Source organism: Desulfuromonas sp. DDH964 (genome assembly GCF_001611275.1).
Lineage (GTDB): Bacteria > Desulfobacterota > Desulfuromonadia > Desulfuromonadales > DDH964 > DDH964.
This window is the reverse complement of sequence record NZ_CP015080.1, coordinates 493892-516899: the sequence shown is the minus strand read 5'-3', so window position 1 is coordinate 516899 and position 23008 is coordinate 493892. Positions and strand designations below refer to the sequence as shown.

Annotated in this window: 22 protein-coding genes; 1 reads left to right on the top strand and 21 read right to left on the bottom strand. The window is 62.3% G+C overall.

Going from position 1 to position 23008, the window contains the following annotated elements; genetic code table 11:
* Window positions 1–3 precede the first annotated feature (3 nt).
* The 5 genes from DBW_RS02455 to DBW_RS02435 form a co-directional block, all read right to left on the bottom strand.
* The gene (locus DBW_RS02455) at window positions 4–1380 is read right to left on the bottom strand and encodes a UbiD family decarboxylase (RefSeq protein ID WP_066723740.1); all 1377 of its coding nucleotides are present in this window, start codon (window positions 1378–1380) and stop codon (window positions 4–6) included.
* Window positions 1381–1542: 162 nt separating this feature from the next.
* Complete coding sequence (locus DBW_RS02450) at window positions 1543–2154, bottom strand: PqiC family protein (RefSeq protein WP_066723738.1); 612 nt, start codon at window positions 2152–2154, stop codon at window positions 1543–1545.
* Entirely contained in the window at window positions 2151–3146 is a 996-nt protein-coding gene (locus DBW_RS02445) for an MlaD family protein (RefSeq protein ID WP_066723733.1), read from the bottom strand. The genes DBW_RS02450 and DBW_RS02445 overlap by 4 nt, the downstream gene beginning before the upstream one ends.
* On the bottom strand, window positions 3143–3904 hold the full coding sequence (locus tag DBW_RS02440; protein WP_066723730.1) for an ABC transporter ATP-binding protein: 762 nt from the start codon (window positions 3902–3904) through the stop codon (window positions 3143–3145). Before DBW_RS02440 ends, DBW_RS02445 begins: the two co-directional genes overlap by 4 nt.
* Window positions 3905–3906: 2 nt before the next feature.
* Complete coding sequence (locus DBW_RS02435) at window positions 3907–5043, bottom strand: MlaE family ABC transporter permease (RefSeq protein WP_066723726.1); 1137 nt, start codon at window positions 5041–5043, stop codon at window positions 3907–3909.
* Window positions 5044–5229: 186 nt separating this feature from the next.
* On the opposite strand from DBW_RS02435, the gene DBW_RS02430 reads away from it, so the two are divergent.
* Window positions 5230–5871: a hypothetical protein gene (locus DBW_RS02430; protein ID WP_066723722.1), complete on the top strand. Its 642-nt coding sequence runs from the start codon at window positions 5230–5232 to the stop codon at window positions 5869–5871.
* Window positions 5872–5882: 11 nt separating this feature from the next.
* Here DBW_RS02430 and DBW_RS02425 read toward each other — a convergent pair whose 3' ends face one another.
* From DBW_RS02425 to DBW_RS02350, 16 genes are all read right to left on the bottom strand, one after another.
* A complete protein-coding gene (locus tag DBW_RS02425) occupies window positions 5883–6671 on the bottom strand; it encodes a phospholipase A (protein ID WP_197463709.1) in 789 nt (262 codons plus the stop codon).
* A gap of 271 nt (window positions 6672–6942) precedes the next feature.
* On the bottom strand, window positions 6943–8403 hold the full coding sequence (locus tag DBW_RS02420) for an NADH-quinone oxidoreductase subunit N (RefSeq protein WP_066723718.1): 1461 nt from the start codon (window positions 8401–8403) through the stop codon (window positions 6943–6945).
* Window positions 8404–8443: 40 nt separating this feature from the next.
* Window positions 8444–10009, bottom strand: a complete 1566-nt coding sequence (locus DBW_RS02415; protein ID WP_066723715.1) for an NADH-quinone oxidoreductase subunit M — start codon at window positions 10007–10009, stop codon at window positions 8444–8446.
* Between the two features lie 44 nt (window positions 10010–10053).
* A complete protein-coding gene (gene nuoL / locus DBW_RS02410) occupies window positions 10054–12033 on the bottom strand; it encodes an NADH-quinone oxidoreductase subunit L (RefSeq protein WP_066723713.1) in 1980 nt (659 codons plus the stop codon).
* 47 nt (window positions 12034–12080) lie between these two features.
* The gene (gene nuoK, locus DBW_RS02405) at window positions 12081–12386 is read right to left on the bottom strand and encodes an NADH-quinone oxidoreductase subunit NuoK (protein WP_066723711.1); all 306 of its coding nucleotides are present in this window, start codon (window positions 12384–12386) and stop codon (window positions 12081–12083) included.
* Between the two features lie 25 nt (window positions 12387–12411).
* The gene (locus DBW_RS02400; RefSeq protein ID WP_066723708.1) at window positions 12412–12915 is read right to left on the bottom strand and encodes an NADH-quinone oxidoreductase subunit J family protein; all 504 of its coding nucleotides are present in this window, start codon (window positions 12913–12915) and stop codon (window positions 12412–12414) included.
* A gap of 21 nt (window positions 12916–12936) precedes the next feature.
* Window positions 12937–13332 carry a NuoI/complex I 23 kDa subunit family protein gene (locus DBW_RS02395; protein ID WP_066723705.1) on the bottom strand — a complete coding sequence of 132 codons (396 nt, stop codon included), beginning with the start codon at window positions 13330–13332 and terminating at the stop codon, window positions 12937–12939.
* 31 nt (window positions 13333–13363) lie between these two features.
* Complete coding sequence (nuoH, locus tag DBW_RS02390; protein ID WP_066723702.1) at window positions 13364–14416, bottom strand: NADH-quinone oxidoreductase subunit NuoH; 1053 nt, start codon at window positions 14414–14416, stop codon at window positions 13364–13366.
* 49 nt (window positions 14417–14465) lie between these two features.
* Entirely contained in the window at window positions 14466–15428 is a 963-nt protein-coding gene (locus DBW_RS02385) for a tetratricopeptide repeat protein (protein WP_066723700.1), read from the bottom strand.
* A 12-nt stretch (window positions 15429–15440) separates the two neighbouring features.
* Window positions 15441–17921, bottom strand: coding sequence for an NADH-quinone oxidoreductase subunit NuoG (gene nuoG / locus DBW_RS02380; RefSeq protein ID WP_066723691.1), 2481 nt, complete (start codon window positions 17919–17921; stop codon window positions 15441–15443).
* Between the two features lie 37 nt (window positions 17922–17958).
* Complete coding sequence (gene nuoF, locus DBW_RS02375; RefSeq protein ID WP_066723688.1) at window positions 17959–19740, bottom strand: NADH-quinone oxidoreductase subunit NuoF; 1782 nt, start codon at window positions 19738–19740, stop codon at window positions 17959–17961.
* Between the two features lie 41 nt (window positions 19741–19781).
* Complete coding sequence (gene nuoE, locus DBW_RS02370; RefSeq protein WP_066723686.1) at window positions 19782–20279, bottom strand: NADH-quinone oxidoreductase subunit NuoE; 498 nt, start codon at window positions 20277–20279, stop codon at window positions 19782–19784.
* A gap of 27 nt (window positions 20280–20306) precedes the next feature.
* Window positions 20307–21485: an NADH dehydrogenase (quinone) subunit D gene (nuoD, locus tag DBW_RS02365; RefSeq protein ID WP_066723685.1), complete on the bottom strand. Its 1179-nt coding sequence runs from the start codon at window positions 21483–21485 to the stop codon at window positions 20307–20309.
* 39 nt (window positions 21486–21524) lie between these two features.
* Entirely contained in the window at window positions 21525–22007 is a 483-nt protein-coding gene (locus DBW_RS02360; RefSeq protein WP_066723683.1) for an NADH-quinone oxidoreductase subunit C, read from the bottom strand.
* 42 nt (window positions 22008–22049) lie between these two features.
* Complete coding sequence (locus DBW_RS02355) at window positions 22050–22559, bottom strand: NADH-quinone oxidoreductase subunit B (protein WP_066723680.1); 510 nt, start codon at window positions 22557–22559, stop codon at window positions 22050–22052.
* Entirely contained in the window at window positions 22550–22906 is a 357-nt protein-coding gene (locus tag DBW_RS02350; RefSeq protein WP_066723677.1) for an NADH-quinone oxidoreductase subunit A, read from the bottom strand. The genes DBW_RS02355 and DBW_RS02350 overlap by 10 nt, the downstream gene beginning before the upstream one ends.
* Window positions 22907–23008: the final 102 nt, after the last annotated feature.

Below are 23008 nucleotides of genomic sequence, written 5' to 3'. Positions count from 1 at the left end.
TCCTCAATCGGGGGTGGAAAAACCGAACTCGCGCCAGCGTTCGGCGATGCGCGCCGCGGTGCCGGGCTCGGCGCCGACCACCGGCGCCGTCCTGCTGTCACTGGCATCGATATTGAGCAGGCCGTCCCGGGACCAGATCCCTTCCTCGGGATCAACCCGGTTCAGCGCCTGCCAGTAACAGGTCGCCGGCTGCTGGACGTCGACCCCCTGGTCGAACAGGACCAGCAGCCGGGCACGGGCCAGCAGCGGATGCCGGCGCAGCCGTTCGAGCAGGGCACGCCCCCCCTTCGCCGGCACCCGGGCCGCCACCAGCGCGGCGCCGTGGAAGATCGTCTCAATGGGGAGGTTCCAGTCGACCACTTCCGGGCAATCGAGCTGCAACAGCGGCAGCAGCAGGCGCTCGCCGACCTTGGCGAGCCAGCAGTCCTCCATCGGCGGCGGCCCGACGACGGTGCAGGGATAGAGGGGCTGGCGGCGCCGGCTGACCTGCGCGACCCGCAGCAATGGCGCCGGCGCGGCCGGAACATACTGGCCGGTATGGTTGCCAAAGGGACCTTCGAGGCGGAGTTCGCCGGGATGCACCACCCCTTCGATGACATATTCCGCGAGGGAAGGAACTGCCAGGCCGGGATCGAACGCGGGCACCAGATCCAGCGGCCGTCCCTGCAACCAGCCGGCGAAGCTGGTCTCCGCCACCGTCGCCGGCAGCGGCAGGCCGGCGGCAAGGAGGAGCGCCGGCGGTCCGCCGAGGGCGACCGCTACCGGCATCGCCTCCCCCCGCTCCTGCCAGGCCGCCAGGTGGCGGCGGGCGTCGGCGTGCGGCCCGAGGTGCAGGCCGAGGGTGTCGTCATCAAAGAGCTGCAGCCGGTAGATGCCGCAGTTGGCGGCACCACCTTCAGGATGGCGGGTAAAGACCAGCGGCAGCGTCAGATAGCGACCGCCGTCACCGGGCCAGGAGTGCAGGGCGGGAAGAGCCTTGAGCAGGTCCGCCCCTCCCTGCACCTCGCGGCAGGGTCCGGTCGCGGCCAGTCGCGGTTGCCAGGCCGGCGCGGCAAAGCAGCGTTCCATTCGCTGCGCGCCGCTGCCGGGGCCGGCGCCGGCGAGGGCCGCGCCGAGTTTGGCCCCCAGTTCATCGAGAGCGGGGACGCCCAGGGCGAGGGTAAGGCGCCCCGCTGACCCGAAGAGGTTGGCGAGCACCGGCACCGCGAAGCCGGTCGGGTTCTCGAAACAGAGCGCCGGGCCGCCGCCCGGCTCTTTGCAAATGCGGTCGATGATCGCCGCGATCTCGAGGCGGGGGTCGACGGCGGCATCGATCCGGTGCAGTTCGCCGCGGACCGTCAACCGTTCCAGCAGCTGGCGCAGGTCGCCGGGCGCGCTCATTGGTCAGCCTCGCGGCTCCGGCCGCTGCCAGGTATGGGGAGTTGCATCAGGTTCTGGATCATACGGGGAAATTGTATTCCATTTCGCCGGCGGTCACCACCGGCGGCAAGCGGTCAGCTGCGCGAGCGGACGAGCGCGGCCAACCCGGCCGGTCGGGCTTCTCTAGCCGGCCCGAGCCGGGATCAGGACGAGGGCGACCTGGCGCGCCAGTTCGCCGCCGAAGCGGGCCAGCAGCTGGTCATAGCCCTCCACCAGGGATGACGCCGAGCGCTCGGGCCAGGGTGCAACCAGTTCCACCTGGCCCCGTGCCAGGATCGCGCCGGCAGGGGTGGCCAGTTGCCAGCGCGCCGCCAGCTCGACCTGCCCGCTCGCCTGATTCCCCTCAAAACGATCGAAACTGACTTGCAGTCGGCCCGTCGCCGCCCGGGTGGCGCTCTCGGCCCCGGCGACCACCACCAGCTCCGGCAGCCGCTGGCGCAGGGTGGCGGCGAGAACCCGGGTGATCCCCGTCGCCAACGGCTCGCCCCAGCGTTCAAAGGGGGCGATTTCGAGTTCCTGTTCGTTGCGCCGGGTCACCAGTTGCGGCCGGTCGAGGTAGGCGGGAAGGGCTACCAGGGTCAGTTGCAACTCACCCTGGACCGGCCCGGCCGGCACCGGCGCCGGCGCCGCGCCCAGCAGGTAGAAGTGGCTCGGTGGCGTCGGCGCGCCGAGGGAGATGCAGCCGGCAAGAGCGGGAATCGCGAACCAGGTCAGAAACCGTGCAATCCTTTTCATGGCGTCCCCTGTCGTCCCTTGAGCAGCATTTCCGGCTGCAGTTCCAGCGCCTCGGCGAGAATGCGCACTGCCCGCGCGGCGTCGGTCAACTCCTGCAGCGCCTGGCGCAGGGCCGCCCGTTCCGGCGCCTGGGGCGCCAGGGTCGAATCGAGGCCGGCCAGGGCACTCTCGGCCTGGCCAAAGGCACCTCGCGCCACTGCCAGAGTGCCGCGCAGCTCCCTGCTGACCGGGACCAGCTCGGCATCGAGATGTTCAGCCAGGGTGGCCACCGATGCCATCGTCGTTGAGACGTCGCCGACCATCCTGGCAAAATTCGCATCGACCTGGCCGCTCAGTTTCTGCACCGCCTGCAGGGTTTCGTTGAGGGTCCTTACACTCTCGCCCAGTTCGGGGCTGTTGACCAGGTTTTCCAGGCCGTCGAGGGTCGTCACCACCTTCTGCACCAGCTGATCGAGGGGGATCTGTTCCAGGGTTTTGGAGACCTCCTCGAAGCTCGACAGCACGGTCGGAATTTCCTGGTAATCCCCCCCCTTGCCGACAAAGTGGGCCTCACTCTCCGGGAAGATATCGAGCTGGACGAAAAGCTGACCGGTCACCAGGCTCAGCATCTGCAGCTGGGCGCGCAGGCCGCGTTTGACCAGCAGATCGATGAAGGCATCCGTCGCGCCCTGGCCGGGGCCGGTCCCCGGCTGATCGGCGCCGACCGCCTGGATCCTTTCCATGTCGGTCTCAATCAGGACCGGGATGCGGAAGGTCAGTTCCCGGGTGTCGAAGATGACCCGGATATCCTTGACCTGGCCGATGGTGACGCCGCGGAACATCACCGGCGCTCCGATCGTCAGCCCCTTGACCGAACCGCTGAAGTAGACCACGTTGACCCGGACATCCTTGCGCAGCCAGCCGGAACCGAACAGGGCCAGGGCGCCCAGCGCCAGGATCACCGCCCCGGTGACAAAGGCGCCGAGGAGGGTCGGACTGAATTTTCGGCTCATGCTTCACCTCGCTGCAAAAACTCCCGAACCTTCGGCTCACCGGCGGCCAGCATCTCGGCGGGGCTGCCGCTGGCGATCATGGTCCGCTGTTCCGGGTCGAGAAAAACGCCATTGCTGCCAATGGCAAAGATGCTGGCGAGTTCGTGGGTGACCACCACCAGGGTCGCGGCGAGGCTCTCCCGCAACTCCAGGATCAGGTCGTCGAGCCGCCGGGCGCTGACCGGATCGAGGCCGGCCGAAGGTTCGTCGAAAAAGAGGATCTCCGGATCGAGGGCCAGGGCGCGGGCGAGGCCGACGCGCTTGCGCATGCCGCCGCTGAGCTGGGCGGGCGCGAAGTCCTGATAGCCGTCGAGGCCGACCAGGGCCAGTTTGAAGGCGACCTGCCCCCTGATCTCCGCCGCGGAGAGGCGGGTGTAGTGGTGCAGCGGCAAGGCGATATTTTCCGCCACGGTCAGGGAACTCCAGAGCGCGCCGCCCTGGAACAGGACCCCGATCCGGCGCAGCTGGCGGATTCGCTCCTCCTCGTCAAGGGCCCACAGATCTTCGCCACCATAACGGATGGTGCCCGCCGCCGGGGTCTGCAGGCCGATCAGGTGCCGCAGCAGCGTACTCTTGCCGCAACCACTCGGGCCAATGATGAGGAAGACATCGCCGCGGCGGACATCGAAGGTCAAATCCTGCTGGACCAGGGTGTCCCCGAAGGACATCTGCAGACCCTCGACGGCGAGGACCGGCCCCGGCTCCCGGTCACGGATCATCGTCAGACTCCGATCAGGTTGTAGAGCACGGTCAGGATGGCGCACCAGACCACGATCCAGACAATCGATGTTACCACCGCTGCGGTCGTCGCCTCGCCGACGGCGGCGGCACTGCGGCCGCAGGCGAGGCCGCGGTGGCACCCCGCCAGGGCGACCACGATGCCGTAGACGGTCGCCTTGACCAGACCGCCGGTGAAATGATAAAGCGGGACCGCCTCCCGGGTCTGCTGCAGATATTGCAGGGGCGTGATATCGAAAAGGCTGACGCAGACCAGGCCGCCGCCGATGATGCCCATCAGGTCGGCATAACAGCAGAGCAGCGGTATCATCAGGACCAGGGCCAGCAAGCGCGGCAGGACGAGAAATTCGAGCGGGTCGATGCCGAGGGTGCGCAGCGCGTCGGTCTCCTCGTTGACCTGCATCGTCCCGAGTTGGGCGGCATAGGCGGCGCCGGTACGGCCGGCGAGGATGATTCCCGTCATCATCGCCCCCATGTCCCGGGCCATGCCGATGCCGACCAGGTTGGCGACATAGATCTGCACACCGAAGGTCTGCAGCTGCATGGCGCCGATAAAGGCGAGGATCAGGCCGACCAGCAGGGCGATCAGGCTGACGATCGGGAGGGCCCGTGGCCCGCAGTCCTGGAGGAAACCGGCGAGATCCTCGGGGCGCCAGCGCGCCTTCCCCCTGAGCATGCGCCAGGCCGCCCGCGTCGTTCCGCCGAGAAAAGCAAGGGCCAAGGCGGACCATTCCATCCGTTGCAGCATGGCCGCCCCGACCCGGGCCAGGAAGCCAGGAGGGGCCTGCCGATCCGCATCCCGTTTAGCTTCGCTGCCGCTATCTGTCAGGGTAAGGAGACGCCGTACCCCGTCCGGCAACCCGCTACGATCAATGGCCAGCTGACGTTGGTCGACCTGTCCTTCAATTTGGCGCAGGAACAGAGGAAGACTGCTATCCCAGCCGGTCAGCTGTTCGCTGTCGAAACCAAGCCGGCCGCTGGCGGCTGCGAGCCGGGCCATAAGGCGATCGTCAACCGGACGATCTCCCCGCAGGCTCCAGGTTCCGGCCAGGGTCAGGATCCATTCCTCCGCCGCGGCCTCCTGCAATTGGGCGGCAGCGACTTCCTCGCCTCGATTCATGCCACGTCCCGTCCTTTGTCCCCGAGGTTTAACACCAGTGCCCCCCCCGGAAAAGATTAACAGGGATTGCGGGCAGTAAAAGCGCAACCTGCGCCGGGGATTGCAGTTGGCAGCGAAAAGCATATAGTATCAGAGGCAGGCGGCAGTGATTGCCGCTCCGCTTTTCTGCAAAGGAGCTTATCCACCGTGAAAACGACCCTTCCTGCCATCCTCGTCGCCCTGCTGTTGACCCTGACCGGTTGCGCCTCCACCAGGATCAGCGGCACCTGGCGGGACCCGGGTTACAGCGCCCGCATCAACAGGGTCCTGGTACTCGGCGTCGCCAAGCAAGAGAGCACGCGCAAGATTTTCGAATCGGCCTTTGCCAACGGCCTTGACGCCGAGGGCGTAACGGCGGTCCCCAGTTTTTCCGTGCTCCCCGATGGCGGCGCCTCCCAGGAGGAGATCAACGCCGCCGCCAAAAAAATCGGTGTCGATACGATCCTCGTCACCAAACTGGTCGACCTTAAAAAGGAAAAGCAGCGCGTCACCGATATCAACACCGATCGCAGCTTCAACGGCCGCAATTACCCTTACGATTATTACGACGGGCGCTACCCGCCCCCCAGCCACTGGTACAACGACTACAGCCGCAGCTATACCACGGTTCGCAGTTATGACGTCACCTACAAAGTCCTCGATCTCGAGACCAATCTCTACGATTTCAACAGCGGCAAACTGATCTGGACCATCCTTACGCGCACTACCACCTCCGAAGCGATCCAGAGCCAGACCCAGGAAATTGTCAAGGTCCTGATCCGGCAACTGCGCCAGGACGGCCTGCTCTGAAGCTTAAGGACCTACAGCAGATCACTGAAGAGGAGCCCGACGCCGATGCGGTTGCTTGAGGCATTGTAATCGACCAGGCTTTCCCCGTAACCATTGAAATATTTCACATACCCCTTGAAGCGACCGGCCAGGGGGAAACTCCAGTCGATCTCGATCGCTCCCTTGTTCCCTTCGGCCCGCAGGTTGTTGCGCCACACCATGCCGAGGGTCTGCTCTCCCAGTTTGTAAACCGCCGTCAGCTCTCCGTATCCCAGGTATCGTTCCAGATCGGGATTGTCATCCCCCGAGCTATCGTCCGGTCCGGTTTTGGCTTCTTCGGGAATCCGGTACCAGGGGCAGAGTGCCAGCACCAGCCGCCCGCGTTCGAAGATAAAATAACCCTGCACCCGGTTCCAGCTGCGAGAAAGGGTGCCGGAACGGCCATTCGACTGGTGCACCAGCCCGAAGGTAAAACTTTTGGCGTCAAAACCGAAAATCCTCTGATCGGTTCGAATCGCCAACATCAACTCGGGCTCGTGGTTGGTTTCCCGGAACGGGCTGGAGGCATCACTGTTATAGGCCTGCCACCAGGAATGGTTGGTATAGGCGAGGAAGAGGCGACCGTTCTCTTTCCAGAGGCTGTTGACCAGGGGGAACTGCAGGCTGACCTGGAACTCGACCTCAGCGTGATCGACGGTGTCACCGACATCCGAGGTGGTCCTGCGATTGGGTGACGCATTGTAGCTCAGGGGAAGCAGGTAATTCCGCTTGTAGGTAGTAATGGAAAAGGGATTGCTCTCCAGCTTCCCTTCCAGCTTCATCCGTTCGGAAAAGGCTCCCGGGGTGCCAGCGGCTTCCGGAACCGCCTCCTCTGCACATACCCAGGATCCCGCGCATATCAGGTAGGCCAGCACGGCGATATAGAACACTGCCCGGCCCCGTGTCCTTCCGCTTCCCGTTTCTGTTGGCATCTTTCCCTCATTGATTCCGATGGCGTACTGACCAGCCCCTTGCGTTCGGCCACTGACGCAAACGAGCCCCGAATCGAAAATCGATTCGGGGCTCGCAGTATAACACGTTACCGAGACCAGGCTAGAAAAGCGCCTGCTTGGCCAGTTCCATCACCGGACCGGGGAGAATGCCGAGGTAGAAGATCCCGATCAGGGCGAGCACCAGGGAAATGGTGGCGCCGAGGTTGGCCTTCACCCAGGAGAAGTCTTCGGCCGGATCGCGGAAGTACATGGCGACCATGACCCGCAGGTAGTAGTAGAGGGAGACCGCAGAGTTGAGAACACCGATAACCGCCAGCCAGATGTAGCCGGCCTTGACCGCGCCGGAAAAGATATAGAACTTGCCGACAAAGCCAGCCGTCGGCGGCAGCCCCATCAGGGAAAGGAGGCAGATCGTCATGGCAATGCCGAGGAAGGGTTTTTTGTAACCGAAGCCGGCAAACCCTTCAAGCGTCAGGTTGTTCTCCCCTTCCTTGCCGGCGAGGACCAGCACGGCAAAGGCGCCGAGATTCATGAAGGTGTAGACGAGCATGTAGAAGAAGACGCCCGACAGACCAATCTCGTTGGCGGCGACGATACCGACCAGAGCGTAACCGGCATGGGAGATGGAGGAGTAGGCGAGCATGCGCTTGATATCGGTCTGGGCGATGGCGACGATGTTACCGACGGTCATCGTCAGTACCGCCAGCAGCCAGAGGAGGGGACCCCATTCGGCGTGCAGGCCACCCAGGCCAAGAATCAGGATGCGAATGAAGGCCGCCAGGGCCGCCGCTTTCGGGCCGACGCTCATAAAGGCGGTGATCGGGGTCGGGGCACCCTGGTAAACGTCCGGAGCCCACATGTGGAAAGGCGCGGCGCCGATCTTGAAGAGGAAACCGGTCGAGAGGAGCAGCATGCCGGCAATCGTCATCGGATTACCGAGAACCGCCGGGTGCGACGACAGGAAGAGTCCGATGTCGGCGACGTTGGTCGTCCCGGTGACGCCGTAAAGCAGAGCGATGCCGTAGAGGAGGAAGCCGGTGGAGAAGGCGCCGAGGAGGAAATACTTGAGTCCGGCCTCGTTGGAGCGCAACTGGTTGCGGAAGAGGCCGGAGAGGACGTAGAGGGCGACCGAGAGGACCTCCAACCCCAGGAAGATGGTCATCAGGTCGGTGCCCGAAGCCATCCACATCGCCCCGGCGGTGGCGAAGAGAATCAGCGGGTAGTATTCCGCAATCGGGTACCCTTCCCGCTTCAGATAATCGTCGGACATCAAAATCGCCAGCGCCGCCGAGAAGAGGAAGGTGAAGTTGAAGAAGGTCGCGAAATTATCGAGCGCCACGTGCCCGGCGAAACCGAACTGGGGGTTGTTCCAGCCGAGGTAGGCGAAATAGCCGGTCACCACCAGGGCGACGATGCTAAGCCAGGCGACGTGGGTGGTTCGGCCGCGCTTGGAAAAGACGGCCACCAGCAGCAGCACCATGCCGAAGCAGGTCAGCACCAGCGAGGGCATGATGGCCCAGAAGTTCACGTTCTGCATGGCGATTTGCACCAGATTTTCCATGGAAATGCTCCTTCGGAAGCCGAGATATATCTAAGTATCGTTACTCGTGGCCATGGCCCATGTGGCTGGGCATCTCTACCTTCTCGACCACCGCGACCTGCTGTTTCCCTTTGACCTGCTCGATGAGGCGCTCCAGCGAGGGATTCATCTTCTCGAAAAAGGGATTGGGTGCGACCCCGATCCAGAAGACGAAGACCAGCAGCGGCAGCATGATGACGATTTCGCGCAGGGAAAGATCCTTGAGATTTTCGTTCTTCGGGTTCTTCAACTCGCCGAACATCACCCGCTGGAACATCCAGAGCATGTAGACCGCGGCCAGAATGACACCGCTGGTCGCCACCACCGCAAACCAGCGCAGCTCGCTCTCGAAGGCGCCGATCAGGACCAGGAATTCACCGACGAAACCGTTGGTCCCCGGCAGGCCGATGGAGCTGAAGGTGATGATCATGAAGATCGTCGCGAAGATCGGCATCACCTTGGCGAGACCGCCAAACTCCTTGATCTCGCGGGTGTGGCGCCGCTCGTAGATAAAGCCGACGATAAGGAAGAGCGCGCCGGTCGAGATGCCGTGGTTGATCATCTGCAGCATGCCGCCCTGCAGCCCCTGGATGTTCATGGCGAAAACGCCGAGCATGACGAAACCGAGGTGGGAGACCGAGGAGTAGGCGACCAGTTTCTTGACGTCGTCCTGCATCATCGCCACCAGGGCGCCGTAGATGATACCGATCACCGCCAGCGTCGAGAGGAAGGGGATGAACATCTGGGTGGCGTCGGGGAAGAGCGGCATGGCGAAGCGAACGTAACCGTAGGTTCCCATCTTCAGCAGGATGGCCGCCAGGATCACGGAGCCGGCGGTCGGCGCTTCGGTATGGGCATCGGGCAACCAGGTGTGCACCGGGAACATCGGCACCTTGATCGCAAAGGAGAAAGCGAAGGCGGCGAAGAGCCAGACCTGGAGATCCGGAGCGATGGAAAGCTTGTAGAAGTCGGCAATGCTGAAGCCGTTGTCAAAGGGCATGCCGGCCTGGAGCGCCTGGTAGTAGACGAAGATAATCGCCACCAGCATCAGCAGGGAACCGACGGCGGTGAAGATAAAGAACTTGACCGCGGCGTAGATGCGGTTCTTGCCGCCCCAGATGCCGATCAGGAAGTACATCGGGATCAGCATCAGTTCCCAGAAGATGTAGAAGAGGAAGAGGTCGAGGGAGATGAAGGCACCGAGCATCGCCGTCTCCAGCAGCAGCAGCAGCGCCATGAACCCCTTGGTGTACTTCTCCACCGCGTTCCAGGTCGAGAGGACCGCAATCGGCATGATGAAGGTCGTCAGCAGGACCAGCCAGAGGCTGATGCCGTCGATGCCGACGTTGTAGTTCATCTGGAAATAATCGCCGATGGTGATCCAGCGCGCGAATTCGACGTACTGCATGTCGGCCGTGGTTTTGAAGACATCGTTGAAAGCGAGCGGCAGGCTGATGACAAAGGTCACCAGGCTCACCACCAGCGTGAAGCCCTTGAGCAGCCCTTCGTTATCCCTGGGGAAGAAGAGCAGGAACACAACCCCCAAAAGCGGGAGGAAGGTTATCAGGCTGAGAAGATGTTCGGTCATTGGAAATCGCTCCTTATGTTGCTATTGCAAAGCAGCCGACGCTTTTACTTCAGGACGAAGAAACCGACGATCAGCACCACGCCAACCACCATACCCATCGCATAGTTGTGCACCATGCCGGTCTGGGTGCCGCGCAGCCCGGCGGCCATCGCACCGAACAGTCTGGCCAGCCCGTTGACGACACCATCGACCACCTTGACGTCAAACCCTTTCCAGAGGAAGGTGCCGAAACGCTTGGTCGGGTTGACGAAGAGGAAATCGTAGAGTTCGTCAATGTACCACTTGTTGAAGACCGCCTTGTGCAGTTTGGGGAAGGCGGCAGTGAACTTGCCGGGGAGGTCGGGATTGGACTTGTACATGTAAAGAGCGATGCCAATGCCGATGAAGGCGATCGCCACCGAAACCCCCATCAGTCCCCACTCGGCGCCATGGGAATGGGCCAGAGCTTCCTTGACGGCAATGTGGTAGGTCTCCTGGGAATGGCCGAAGACCGGCTCAAGGAAGTGCTCAATGCGGTTCCAGCCCTTGGCGAAGAGGGCCGGGACCCCGATCAGGCCGCCAACGGCGGCGAGGGCAGCCAGCACCACCAGCGGCAGGGTGATGACCCAGGGGGACTCGGGGATGTGATCCTTCGCCTTGGGATTGGTGCGCTGTTCGCCCCAGAAGGTCATGGCGACACAGCGGAACATGTAGAACGCGGTCATGCCGGCGGCCAGGGCACCGACGATCCAGAGGCCGATGGCACCGCGGGTCGAAGCGAAGGACCACCAGAGGATTTCGTCCTTGGAGAAGAAGCCCGACAGGCCGGGAACGCCGGCGATGGCGAGGGTGGAGATCAGGAAGGTCCAGTAGGTAATCGGCATCTTCTTGCGCAGCCCACCCATGTTGCGCATATCCTGGGGATCGTCATGGAGATGGGCGTGGTGGAGACCGTGATGCATACCGTGAATGACCGAGCCCGAACCAAGGAAGAGGCAGGCCTTGAAGAAGGCGTGGGTCATCAGGTGGAAGATACCGGCGGTAAAGGCGCCGACCCCCATCGCCAGGAACATGTAACCGAGCTGGGAGACGGTGGAGTAGGCGAGAACGCGTTTGATGTCGTTCTGGGCAAAACCGATGGAGGCAGCAAAGATCGCGGTGGCGGCGCCGACAATGGCGACGACCATCATCGTCGTCGGGGCCATGGCGAAGAGGCCGTTCATGCGGCCGATCATGTAGACGCCGGCGGTGACCATGGTCGCCGCATGGATCAGGGCCGAGACCGGGGTCGGGCCTTCCATCGCATCCGGGAGCCAGGTGTAGAGCGGAATCTGCGCCGACTTGCCGGTGGCGCCGAGGAAGAAGCAGAGGGTGATCACTGTCACCACCACGCTGCCGGTCCCGAGGAGATGGGCATTATGGCCGATTTCGACGAAGTTGATGGTCCACACCCCCTTGCTGCCGAGGGCATAGAAGAGGGTGAAGAGGCCAAGCAGGAAGCCGAAGTCACCAATGCGGTTGACAACGAAGGCCTTCTTGGCGGCGTCGCCCGCGCTCTTCTTGTGGAAATAGTAACCGATCAGGAGATAGGAACAGAGGCCGACACCCTCCCAGCCGATGAACATGACCAGGGCGTTGTTGCCGAGCACCAGCATCAGCATCGCGAAGACGAAGAGGTTCAGGTAGCAGAAGAAGCGGTAGAACCCCTCTTCTCCATGCATGTAGCCGATGGAGTAGAGGTGAATCAGCGAACCGACCCCGGTGACGACCATGATCATCAGCGCCGAGAGGGGATCGAGGAGGAATCCCCAATCGACCTGCAGCTGGCCGACCGACATCCAGGAGGCGATCACCACCTCGTGAACCTTTTCGCTGTCCCCGAGCAGCTGGAAAAACATTTTGCAGGAGACCGCGAAGGAGAGGACCATCATCCCGGTGGCGATGCTACCGATGATCTTCTCATTCTTGATCTTCTTGCCGAGCAGCCCGTTGATGATCGAGCCCAGCAGGGGGAAGAATGGGATGAGCCAGAGTTTGTCGTACATCTATATCTCCTCTAATCGGATTGGGCCACGTGCGAATCCGCAGTGAATCACCATTTCAGCAGGTTAAATTCTTCGACGTCGATCGACTCGCGGTTGCGGAAGAAAGCAATCATCAGCGCCAGGCCGACCGCCGCTTCCGCCGCGGCCACCGTCATGACGAAGAAGACGAAGACCTGCCCGTCCATGCTGCCGAGGAAATGCGACAGGGCGATGAACGAGAGATTGACGGCGTTGAGCATCAGCTCGATACACATGAAGACGACAATGGCATTCTTCTTGGTGAGCACGCCGACGGTCCCCAGGGAAAAGAGGATTGCGCTGAGTACGAGATAATGGTGGACGGTTGGTTCCATGGTTCTCTCTCCTGTTCCGCGGGATCTAGACGTTCCTCTTGGCCAGCACCACGGCGCCGACGATGGCAACCAGGAGCAGGATCGAGGTGATTTCAAAGGGGAGGAGGAAATCGGTGAAGAGCGCCTTGCCGATCAACTCCGTGTGCCCGACCCGTGCCACGACCTCCTTGGTGATCTCCCCGGGCATTCCGGTGGCGTCGCTGTGGTTGAGCATGTAGAGGAACTGGATCACCATCAGAACGCCGGCCCCGGCGGCAAACCCCTTGCTGTGACTGGTCTGTCGCTGCGACGTCGTGCCGATGTTGAGCAGCATGATGACGAAGATGATCAGGACGATAATCGCGCCGGCATAGACCATGATCTGGATCGCAGCCATGAAGGGCGCATGCAGCATCACATAGAAGGTCGCCAGGCAGACAAAGGTCATGACCAGCGAGATCGCGCTGTTGACCGGGTTCTTGCAGGTGACGACCAGCAGGCCCGAGATGACCGCAACCAGGGCGACCAGGTAAAAGAACAGAATTTCCATGGGATAACGCTCCTGTATGGATTACTTGAGAAGGCGCTCTTTGGTAAAGGTAAAGTCGTCCCGCTGGTAGTTGGCCAGCTCGTAGTTGCCGGTCATCTCGATCGCCTCGACCGGGCAGGCCTCGACGCAGTAGCCGCAGAAGATGCAGCGCAGCAGGTCGATCTGGTAGATGCGCGGGTACTTCTCGCCCTTTTCGTTTTCGGCCGATTCGACGGTGATGCACTTGGCCGGGCAGACCGTCGGGCAGAGGTAGCAGGCGACGCATTTCTCCCGATCATGGGTCGGCACCAGGCGGTGCAGCCCGCGGAAGCGGTCGGAGACCTGCAGTTTCTGCTTCGGATACTGCACCGTGGTCGAATGCCCCGGGAGCATGTGCTGGAAGGTAATGCTCAGACCTTTGATGAATTCCTTGATCATGGGCCGAATCCTCTTGTCTCGGGTGTTTGAATTACTGCTGTGCCACGATCACCAGGCCGGTGACCACGATGTTGGCGAGCGAAAGGGGAATGAAGACCTTCCACCCCAGGAACATCAGCTGGTCATACCGTACCCGCGGCCAGGTCGCCCGCAGCCAGATGAAGAAGAACATGAATGCGAAGATCTTCAGCAGGATGTTGATGGCGCCGGGGAAGGGGCCGTCCCAGCCGCCGAGGAAGAGGGTCGCCGCGATCGCCGAGATGACGATCATGTTGGCATACTCGGCCATGAAGAAGAGGGCGTACTTCATCGAAGAGTATTCGGTACAGAAACCGGAGACCAGCTCGGTCTCGGCTTCCGGAAGGTCGAAGGGGGTGCGGTTGATCTCGGCCAGGCCGCAGATGACGAAGAGGCCGAAAGCGAGGGGCTGGGAGAAGATATACCAGTTGTGCATCCAGGCCGGCACCGAAGTGAGTCCCCAGAGCGGCTGCATCTGCGCTTCGACGATGCCGCGCATGCTGAGGGTCTCGGAGAGCATGAAGACGGCGATGATCGACATCCCGGCCGCCAGCTCGTAGGAGACCATCTGTGCCGAAGAGCGGATGCCGCCAAGGAGCGAGTACTTGCTGTTGGAGGCCCAGCCTGCGAGAACGATGCCGTAGACGCCAAGACCGGCCATGGCGAGGATGTAGAGCATGCCGACATTGAGGTCGGTGATCTGCATCGGAATGACGTAATTGCCGATCGTCAGGTCCGGGCCGAAGGGAATCACCGCGGAGGTGATCAGCGCCGGCACCAGAATCATCATCGGTGCGAGAATGAAGGGGACCTTGCTCGCTTCCGAGGGAATGATATCTTCCTTGAAGAAGAGCTTGAGGCCGTCGGCAATCGGCTGCAGCAGGCCATGCCAGCCGGTAGCCATGGGGCCGAGACGGGTCTGCATGTGGCCGATTACCTTGCGCTCCACCCAGGTCGCGTAGGCGACCATCAGCATGGTCACGGAAAAGACCACGAGGATCTTGACCAACATGGCAAGGACGAACAGGGCGGGGCTGTTAGAGAGGCTCAGGATTTCCGGGTTCATGTCTATCCTCTTCCTTAAACGATGTGGACACGGTCGTTATCGGTGACGGTCAAAATCCGGGTTTATGCGGTGTTTTCATCTGCCCCATGTGGGACTTGAGGTACTGGGCGTCCCGATGCTGCGGGTTGATCGCCAGGGCGGCGTCGACCGCCTCCAGGGCGGCACCGAGCAGGTCGAGCTGCAGGTTGCATTCGGCAATATGGACGTAGGCCTCCGGGTCCCTGGGGTTGAGCCGGAGCGAATCCCGGTAGGCGTCGATCGCCCCGCCGAAATCACCCGCCCGGCGCAAGGTCTCGCCGAGCATGAAGCAGGCCGGGGCAAAGCGCGGACTGCTCGTTGCGGCGGCGCGGAACTGGTCGGCCGCCTCCCCCATCTCGCCCTTGCGGTAAAGGGCCATGCCGAGCTCGAAAATGGCCGAAGTATAGCCGGGGCTGATCGTTACCACCTTGCGAAACTGCTCGACGGCCTGGTCGTATTCGCCCTGCTGCTCCAGTACCAGCCCGAGGGTGTAGAGCGCCCGTGTGTACCTGCCGTTGATGGCGACTGCCTGCTCGAGGGCGCTGCGGGCCTCATCGAGACTGGAGTTGCGCAGGCAGGTGAGGCCGAGCCGGTAATGGGTTTCGGCGCTGCCGGGGTTGATCTCCAGGGCCCGGCGGTAGCTTGCGATGCTGCCGGCCAGATCCCCCAGGCCGTATTGGGCCATCCCCAGCTTGAAGTAGACCCGGAAGGGTTCCGGCTCGCCCTGCAACGCCCGGGTGAGAGCCGCTACGGCCTGCGACAGATCGCCGCGATCGTAGAGGGCCAGCCCCTTGTAGTAATATCCCTTGCTGAACTCCGGGGCCCGTTGCAGGGCCTGGTCCCAGAGCTGCACTGCTTCGTCAATCAGACCGCGGTGGTAACAGTCGATCGCCTTCTGGTGAAGGAACCCGACATCCTCGACGAGATTGGCACCGCACTGATCACAGTACCTGGCCCGGGCGGATACCGGGGATTGACACTTGGGGCAATCCATGATCGCTCCTGGTTACTTGCTCACTTCCACCGAAACGGCAGCTTCCCCGCGGTAAAGCCGGTTGATGCCGGCGCTGGCGAAGTGATAGGGGGCAAAGACCACTCCCTTGGGGAGACGGTTGCCGATCTTGGCCTTGAGCTGCAGCTCGACGCCGTTCCCCTTGAGCTTGAGCAGATCCCCCTCGGCGACCTTGAGTGCAGCGGCGTCTTCGCGACCGAGCTCGAGGTAGGGTTCGGGGATGACGGCCAGCGGGCCCTTGGCCCGGGTCGACATGGTGCCACTGTGGTAAAGGGCACTGCCGGTCACCAGCTGAAAGGCGCTGGTCACGGGCTTGCCGCCAGCCACCGGCACCACCTTCTTGCGGGTCGGCGCCAGCTGCTCGCCGCCCCAGACAACACCCTGGGCGCCGATGGCGGTGAAGTCGATCCCGGCGTACCCGGGAACGGCCTGCGCCAGGTCGGCAAAGATCGCCGCCGGGCCGGTGTAACTCAGGGTACTGCCGAACAGTGCGCCCAGAGCGGTGAAGATCTCGGCATCGCTCCTGGCTTCGCCGGGCCGGGTCACCCCGGGGCGGACCCGCTGGATGCGCCGCTCGGCGTTGGTAAAGGTCCCGTCCTTCTCGGCGAAGGAGACCGCGGGAAGCACGACATCGGCCTGCTCTGCCGTCGGCGAAAGAAAGAGGTCCTGAACGACGACGAACTTCGCCTTCGCCAGCGCCGCCTCGACCTTGGCCCGGTCCGGGTAGGAGGTCAGCGGGTCTTCGCCGATCACGTAAAGGGCACCGAGCTTCCCTTCCCCGGCGGCGGCGAGCATCGCCTGCGCACCAAGTCCACCCTGGCCCGGCAGCACCTGAAGATCGATGGCGCCCTGGCTGTTGGCTTTCTCGCCACAGAGATAGAGACCGCTCCCTTCCCGCCCGGCATTGCCGGAGAGGATGGAAAGGTTGGCCGCGGCGATCCCGAGTTCCTTGCTGTTGGCGCTGTAGGGGAGGCCATAGGCGAGGAGAATCGCACTCTTTTTCGCAGCCGCGAGCTGGCGGGCCGCCTTGCGCAGCGCTTCGGCGGCCACCCCGCTCTCGGCGGCGACCTTGTCGACCGCATATTCGGCAAGGCTGGCCTTGAGGGCGTCGAGGTTTTCGACCCCCTCGGTCACCGCCAGGCCTTCCTCGATGAGGACGGCAGCCATGGCATTGAGGATGTTGACCTCAAGGCCGGGCTTGGCGAGCAGAGTCGCGGCGTGGGGCAGAGTACCGAACTTCCCTTTTTTGTCGGCGACCACAATCAACTGGGCCTCGTTGCGCTTGACCGCCTGGTTGATGACCATGCCGAAGACCGGGTGGGTCTCGTAAAAATCGGAACGGATCGAAAGAATGACATCACACTCTTCGACCTGCGGAAAGGTCCCGGTAGAGGCAGTCAGCCCCAGGGTCTCCTGCAACCCCTCGGTCAGCCCCTTGTAGCATTCGCCGCCGGAGTGGTCGAGGTTGGTGCTGCCAAGGGTCCCGGCCAGTTTTTTCAGGAGATGGAACTCCTCGTTGGTCAGGCGTGCGCCGGAGAGAATGCCGACCCCACCGGCATTTTTGGCGCCGTTGAAACCGGCCACCACCGCTTCGAGGGCCTCGTTCCAGCTGACCTCGACCAGGGCACCATCCTTGCGCAGCAACGGTTTCTGCAGGCGCTCTTCACTGTTGACGTAGGAATAACCAAAACGGCCGCGAATGCAGAGGTTGCCATCGTTGACCCCGGTCTTGTCATTGAAGCGGATGGTCTCGACCTTGTTGTCCTTCACTCCGAGGGTGACGGTGCAGCCGTTGCCGCAATAGCCACAGACCGAGTCGACCTCCTTGAGCTGCCACGGGCGCGCCTTGAACTTGAAGGGGCGTGGCAGGATCGCTCCGACCGGGCACATCGAAACGCACTGGCCGCAGAATTCGCAATTGAGGCCGCGATCGAAGGCGGTGGCAATCTTGGTCTCGAAGCCGCGGTTGATGAAGGAGTAGGAGCCGTAGGCGACGATCTCGTCACAGACCCGGACACACTTGCCGCAGAGAACGCAGCGGTTCATGTTGCGCTCGATGAGCGGATTGACTTCGTCCTTGGGGAGGTCGAACTTGACCCCTTCGAAGCGGTTCTTGACCACCTCGAACTCGTAGGTCAGGTCCTGCAGGTCGCACTCCCCCCCCTTGTCGCAGACCGGGCAGTCAACGACATGGTTGACCAGCAGGAATTCGAGGACGGTCTTGCGCACCTTCTGGATCTCGTCCGAGGTCGTCGTCACCACCATCCCCTCGGTCACCGGGGTGGTGCAGGAGGGGATCAGGCGCCCCTTCATCTGCTCGACTTCCACCAGGCAAACCCGGCAGGCTCCGTAGGGGAGCAGCTTCTTGGCATAACAAAGGACCGGGATATGGATACCGGCTTCCTGGGCAGCCTCGTAGATGGTCGCGTTCTTCTTGACCGTGATTTTTTTGCCGTCAATCGTCAGATTTACCATCTCGTCCTCGTATCGGAATCAGCTGGAAAACCGGCTACTATTCAATGGCCATGAAACGACAGGCGTCGTAGCAGGAGGTGCACTGGGTGCATTTCTCTTTGTCGATGGTGGCGATGCCGCCCTTTTCCCAGCGGATCGCATCGACCGGGCAGATCTTGTAGCAGAGACCGCACTTCTTGCAGGCGCTCTCGATAACCTCGAAATGGAGCAATGGCTTGCAGGAGTGGGAGGGGCACTCTTTCTCCTTGATGTGCGCCTCGTACTCGTTGCGGAAGTAGCGGATCGTCGACAGAACCGGGTTCGGCGCCGTCTGACCGAGACCGCAGAGGGAGCTCTTCTTGATGTCGTAGGCCATATCCTGCAGCAGCTCGATGTCCCCCTCCTGGCCTTTTCCCTCGGTGATCCGCTCGAGGATCTCGAGCATGATCTTGAGGCCGATGCGGCAGGGGATACACTTGCCGCAGGACTCGACGCGGGTGAAGTTGAGGAAGAAGCGGGCGATGTCGACCATGCAGGTCGTCTCGTCCATGACGACCAGGCCACCGGAGCCCATCATCGCGCCGGCCTTGATCAGCGAGTCGTAGTCGACCTGGGCGTCGATCGCCTCGCCCGGCAGACAACCACCGGAGGGGCCACCGGCCTGCACCGCCTTGAACTTGCGGTTGTTGAGGATGCCGCCGCAGACGTCGTAAATGACTTCGCGCATGGTGGTGCCGGCGGGAACCTCGACCAGGCCGGTATGCTTGACCTTGCCGGTGAGGGCGAAAATCTTGGTCCCCTTGGTCCCCTCGGTACCAATCGAAGCGTACCAGTCGGCGCCGTTGTAGAAGATATAGGCGACGTTGGCGAAGGTTTCGACGTTATTGATGTTGGTCGGCTTGCCCCAGAGGCCGCGCACCGCCGGGAAGGGGGGACGGGGGCGGGACATGCCGCGCTGCCCCTCGATGGAAGCCATCAGGGCGGTCTCCTCGCCGCAGACGAAGGCGCCGGCGCCGGCCTTGATGCGCATGTCGAAGTCGAAACCGAGCCCCATGCAATTCTTGCCGAGGATCCCCTTTTCGTAACAGGTATCGATCGCCTTCTGCAGGCGCTTGATGGCGAGCGGATACTCGGCACGGCAGTAGACGTAACCGAAGGTACAGCCGATGGCGTAGGCGCCGATCATCATCCCCTCGATCAGGCCGTAGGGGTCGCCTTCGAGGACCGAACGGTCCATGAAGGCACCCGGGTCCCCTTCGTCGGCGTTGCAGATCAGGTACTTCTCGGTCCCCGGGGTCGCCTTGCAGAAGGACCACTTGACGCCGGTCGGGAAGCCCCCGCCCCCACGTCCGCGCAGGCCCGACTTCTTCACTTCCTCGATGACCTGATCCTGGGTCATGGTCACCGCTTTCTTGATCCCGGTGAACCCCTTGTGGGCGATGAACTCGTCGATGCTCTCCGCGTCGATGGTGCCGCAGCGGGAGAAGATGATGCGCTGCTGTTTTTCCAGAAACTTCTCATAATAGGCGCCGGCGACCTTCTTGGCGACCGCCTCGTTGCCGAGAATATGTTCCTCGACGATCTGCGGCACCAGTTCGGCGGTGACGAAGTCGTAGGTAACAGCCGCCTGTCCCGGCATCACGATATCGACCAGCACGTCGTTGGCGCAGAGGCCGCGGCAGCCGGTCTTCTTGATTGAACAGCGCTTGCCGATTTTCGCTTCGACGCCGTGTTTATCGAACTCGGCCTGGAAGGCGTCCGCCACGACCAGCGAGCCCGAGGCGATGCCGCCGGTACCGGTGCAGATGAGAACCTCGATCATTTCCGCTGTTTCCGCCATCTGTATATCCTCGATCAGGGTATCGGGTTGAAAGCGTTGCTTCAGTCCATCTTCACGTATTTGTCGATGACCTCGTTCATCTTGTTCACGGTCATGCTGCCGTAGGTGGCATCATTGACCATGATGACCGGAGCCATGCCGCAGGCGCCGATACAGGCGACGTATTCCGCGGTGAACTTGAGATCCTCGGTGGTTTCGGCATGGCCGACGCCGAGCCGGTCCTTGAGGGTGTCGCCGATACGGCCGGCCCCCTTGACGTGGCAGGCGGTCCCCATGCAGACGCGGACGATGTACTTGCCGCGCGGCTCGAGGTGGAACTGGGCGTAGAAGGTTAGGACGCCGTAGATCTGGCTGGAATAGACGTTGAGCCGCTCGGCCACCAGGTGGACGCAGGGCTCGGGCACATAGCCGTAAACCTCCTGGATCTCCTGGAGCACCGGCATCAGCGCCCCGTGCATGTCGAGATATTTATCGATGACCTGGTTGGCACCGGTCAGGTCGATTTCCTCTTGCTCTACTTGTTCCGCTGCGTTGCTCATGGTCTCCCTCGCGCGCCGAAGAGCGGGTTAGCGGTCGATTTCACCGAGAACGATATCCAGGGTCCCGATGGTGGCGATGACGTCGGCCAGCAGAGAACCTTCGACCATCTGCGGCAGGGCCTGCAGGTTGACGAAGGAGGGCGGCCGGATCTTCATCCGGTACGGATGGTTGCCGCCGTCGGAGATCAGGTAGTAGCCGAGCTCCCCCTTGGGCGCCTCGATCCCCTGGTAGACTTCCCCTACTTCGGCCTTGAACCCTTCGGTAATGATCTTGAAGTGGTGGATCAGCCCCTCGATGGTGTTGACGACGTCCTTCTTCGGCGGCAGGCAGACCTTCGGGGCGTCGGCCAGGACCGGCCCGGGCTGCAGCTTGTCGAGGGCCTGGTTGACGATCTTGCAGGATTCGCGCATCTCGTCGAGGCGCGCCTTGTAGCGGGCGAAGGTATCCCCCTCGGTGCGCACCGGGACATTGAAGTCATACTCTTCGTAGCCGCAGTAGGGATTGTCGCGGCGCAGGTCCCAGTCAACCCCGGAACCACGCAGGGCCGGCCCGGAGAGGCCGATGTCGATGGCATCCTCAGCGCTGATCTTGCCGACTCCGATGGTACGCTTCTGCCAGATCCTGTTGCCGGTGAGCAGCCCTTCGTAGGTGTCGACCAGGCCGGGCATGGCGGCGACGAAGCTGCGGATCTCCTGCTCGATCCCCGCCGGCAGGTCGGCCGAAAGGCCGCCGACGCGGAAGTAGTTGGAGGTCATGCGGGCACCGGAAATCTTTTCGTAGATGTCGATGATCGCCTCACGCTCGCGGAAACAGTAGAGGAAGACGGTCATCGCGCCGATGTCGAGGGCGTGGGTCGCCAGCCAGACCAGGTGGCTCTTGATACGGGTCAGCTCGGCGAGGATGACGCGCACGCGGTTGGCGCGGTCGGGGATCAGGTCGGTGATACCGAGGAGCTTCTCCACCGCCAGCACGTAACCGAGGTTGTTGCTCATCGGCGCCAGGTAGTCGAGACGGTCGGTCAGCGGGATGACCTGGTGATAGGTGCGATGCTCGGAGAGCTTCTCGACGCCCCGGTGCAGAAAGCCGATATGCGGGGTCGCCTTCTTGACGATCTCGCCGTCGAGCTCGAGAATCAGCTGCAGAACCCCGTGGGTCGAGGGGTGCTGCGGCCCCATGTTTATGGTCATGATTTCGGTCGTTGCCATCATTAACCTCGTCTAGCGAAGGGTGAACATGCCGGATGATTAGGAAAGGCGGCCCTGGTAGGGAGCGCGGTCGGGTCCCTGCAACGGGTAGTCCTTGCGCAACGGGTGCCCGACCCAGTCGGCCGGCATCAGGATGCGGCGCAGGTCGGGGTGGTTGGCAAAGGAAATCCCCATCAGGTCCCAGCACTCGCGCTCATGCCAGTTGGCGGTCGCCCAGACGCCGCTGACCGTCTCGACCTCGGCATCGTTCTCAGCGACCGGAACCTTGACCCGGAGGCGGTCCTTGCTGCTGATGTTGTAAAGGTTGTAGACCACCATGAACCGGGGCGTCTGGCCGAGGTAGTCGACGCCGCACAGGTCGCAGAGGAAATTGTATCCGAGGTCCTGCTTGAGGAAGGAGGCAATGGCGACGATCTCTTCCTTCTTCACCGTCACCGTCGTCTCGCCGCGAAATTCGGCAACCTCGAGGACCGCCCCGGCGAATCGCTCCTTCAGCTTCGCTACCGCTGCATGTTCGCTCATATTCTTCAATCCCTATCTCTGTTCGTGGAATCGTTACCTGGATCAGACCCCGTTGATGCGCTCGCCGATACCGATCACCGCGCCGAAGGAGTTACGCTCCTTCATGATCTTCTCCTGCAGCTTGCCGATACCGTAGATGAGGCCTTCGGGACGGGGCGGGCAGCCGGGAATGTAGACATCGACCGGCAACGCCTCGTCGATCCCCTGAACGGTGCTGTAGGTATCGAAAATACCGCCGGAGCAGGCACAGGCGCCCATGGCGATGACATATTTCGGTTCCGGCATCTGCTCGTAAACGACCTTGATGACCGGCAGCATCTTCTTGGTGACGGTGCCGGCAATGATGATGCAGTCCGACTGCCGGGGCGAGGCACGGAAGAGGATGCCGAGACGGTCGAGGTCGAAACGGGCGGCGCCGGCGGCCATCATCTCGATGGCGCAGCAGGCGAGACCGAACGTCATCGGCCACAGCGACTTGGCGCGGGACCAGTTGACCAGCTTGTCCAGCGAAGTGGTGATGACATTATTGCCGAGGGTTTCTTCTACTCCCATTCCAGCGCTCCTTTTTTCCAGACATAGACGTAACCGACAAGAAGGATCAGAATAAAGACGCCCATCTCAACGAAACCAAACATCCCCAGGCGCTTGAACATGACCGCCCAGGGATAGAGGAAGACCGCCTCGATGTCGAAGACGATGAAGAGCATGGCGATGATGTAGAACTTGACCGAGAAGCGCTCCCGGGCCGTACCGAAGAGCGGCATGCCGCACTCGTAGGGGGCGAGCTTGATGGCCGAAGGCTTCTTCTGGCCGATCAGCCGGGACAGGACCACCGAGCCGACAGCAAAGGCAAAGGCAATGGCGACGAGGACGAGTATCGGCAGATAACTCTCTAGCATGGAAACAACTCCTCCCGAAAAGGATGATTTTGGACAGAGAAAAAGGACGCACCACCGGATTCCGTTTACGGGGCACGGCCGTGTGCAAGTTAGGATAAATTA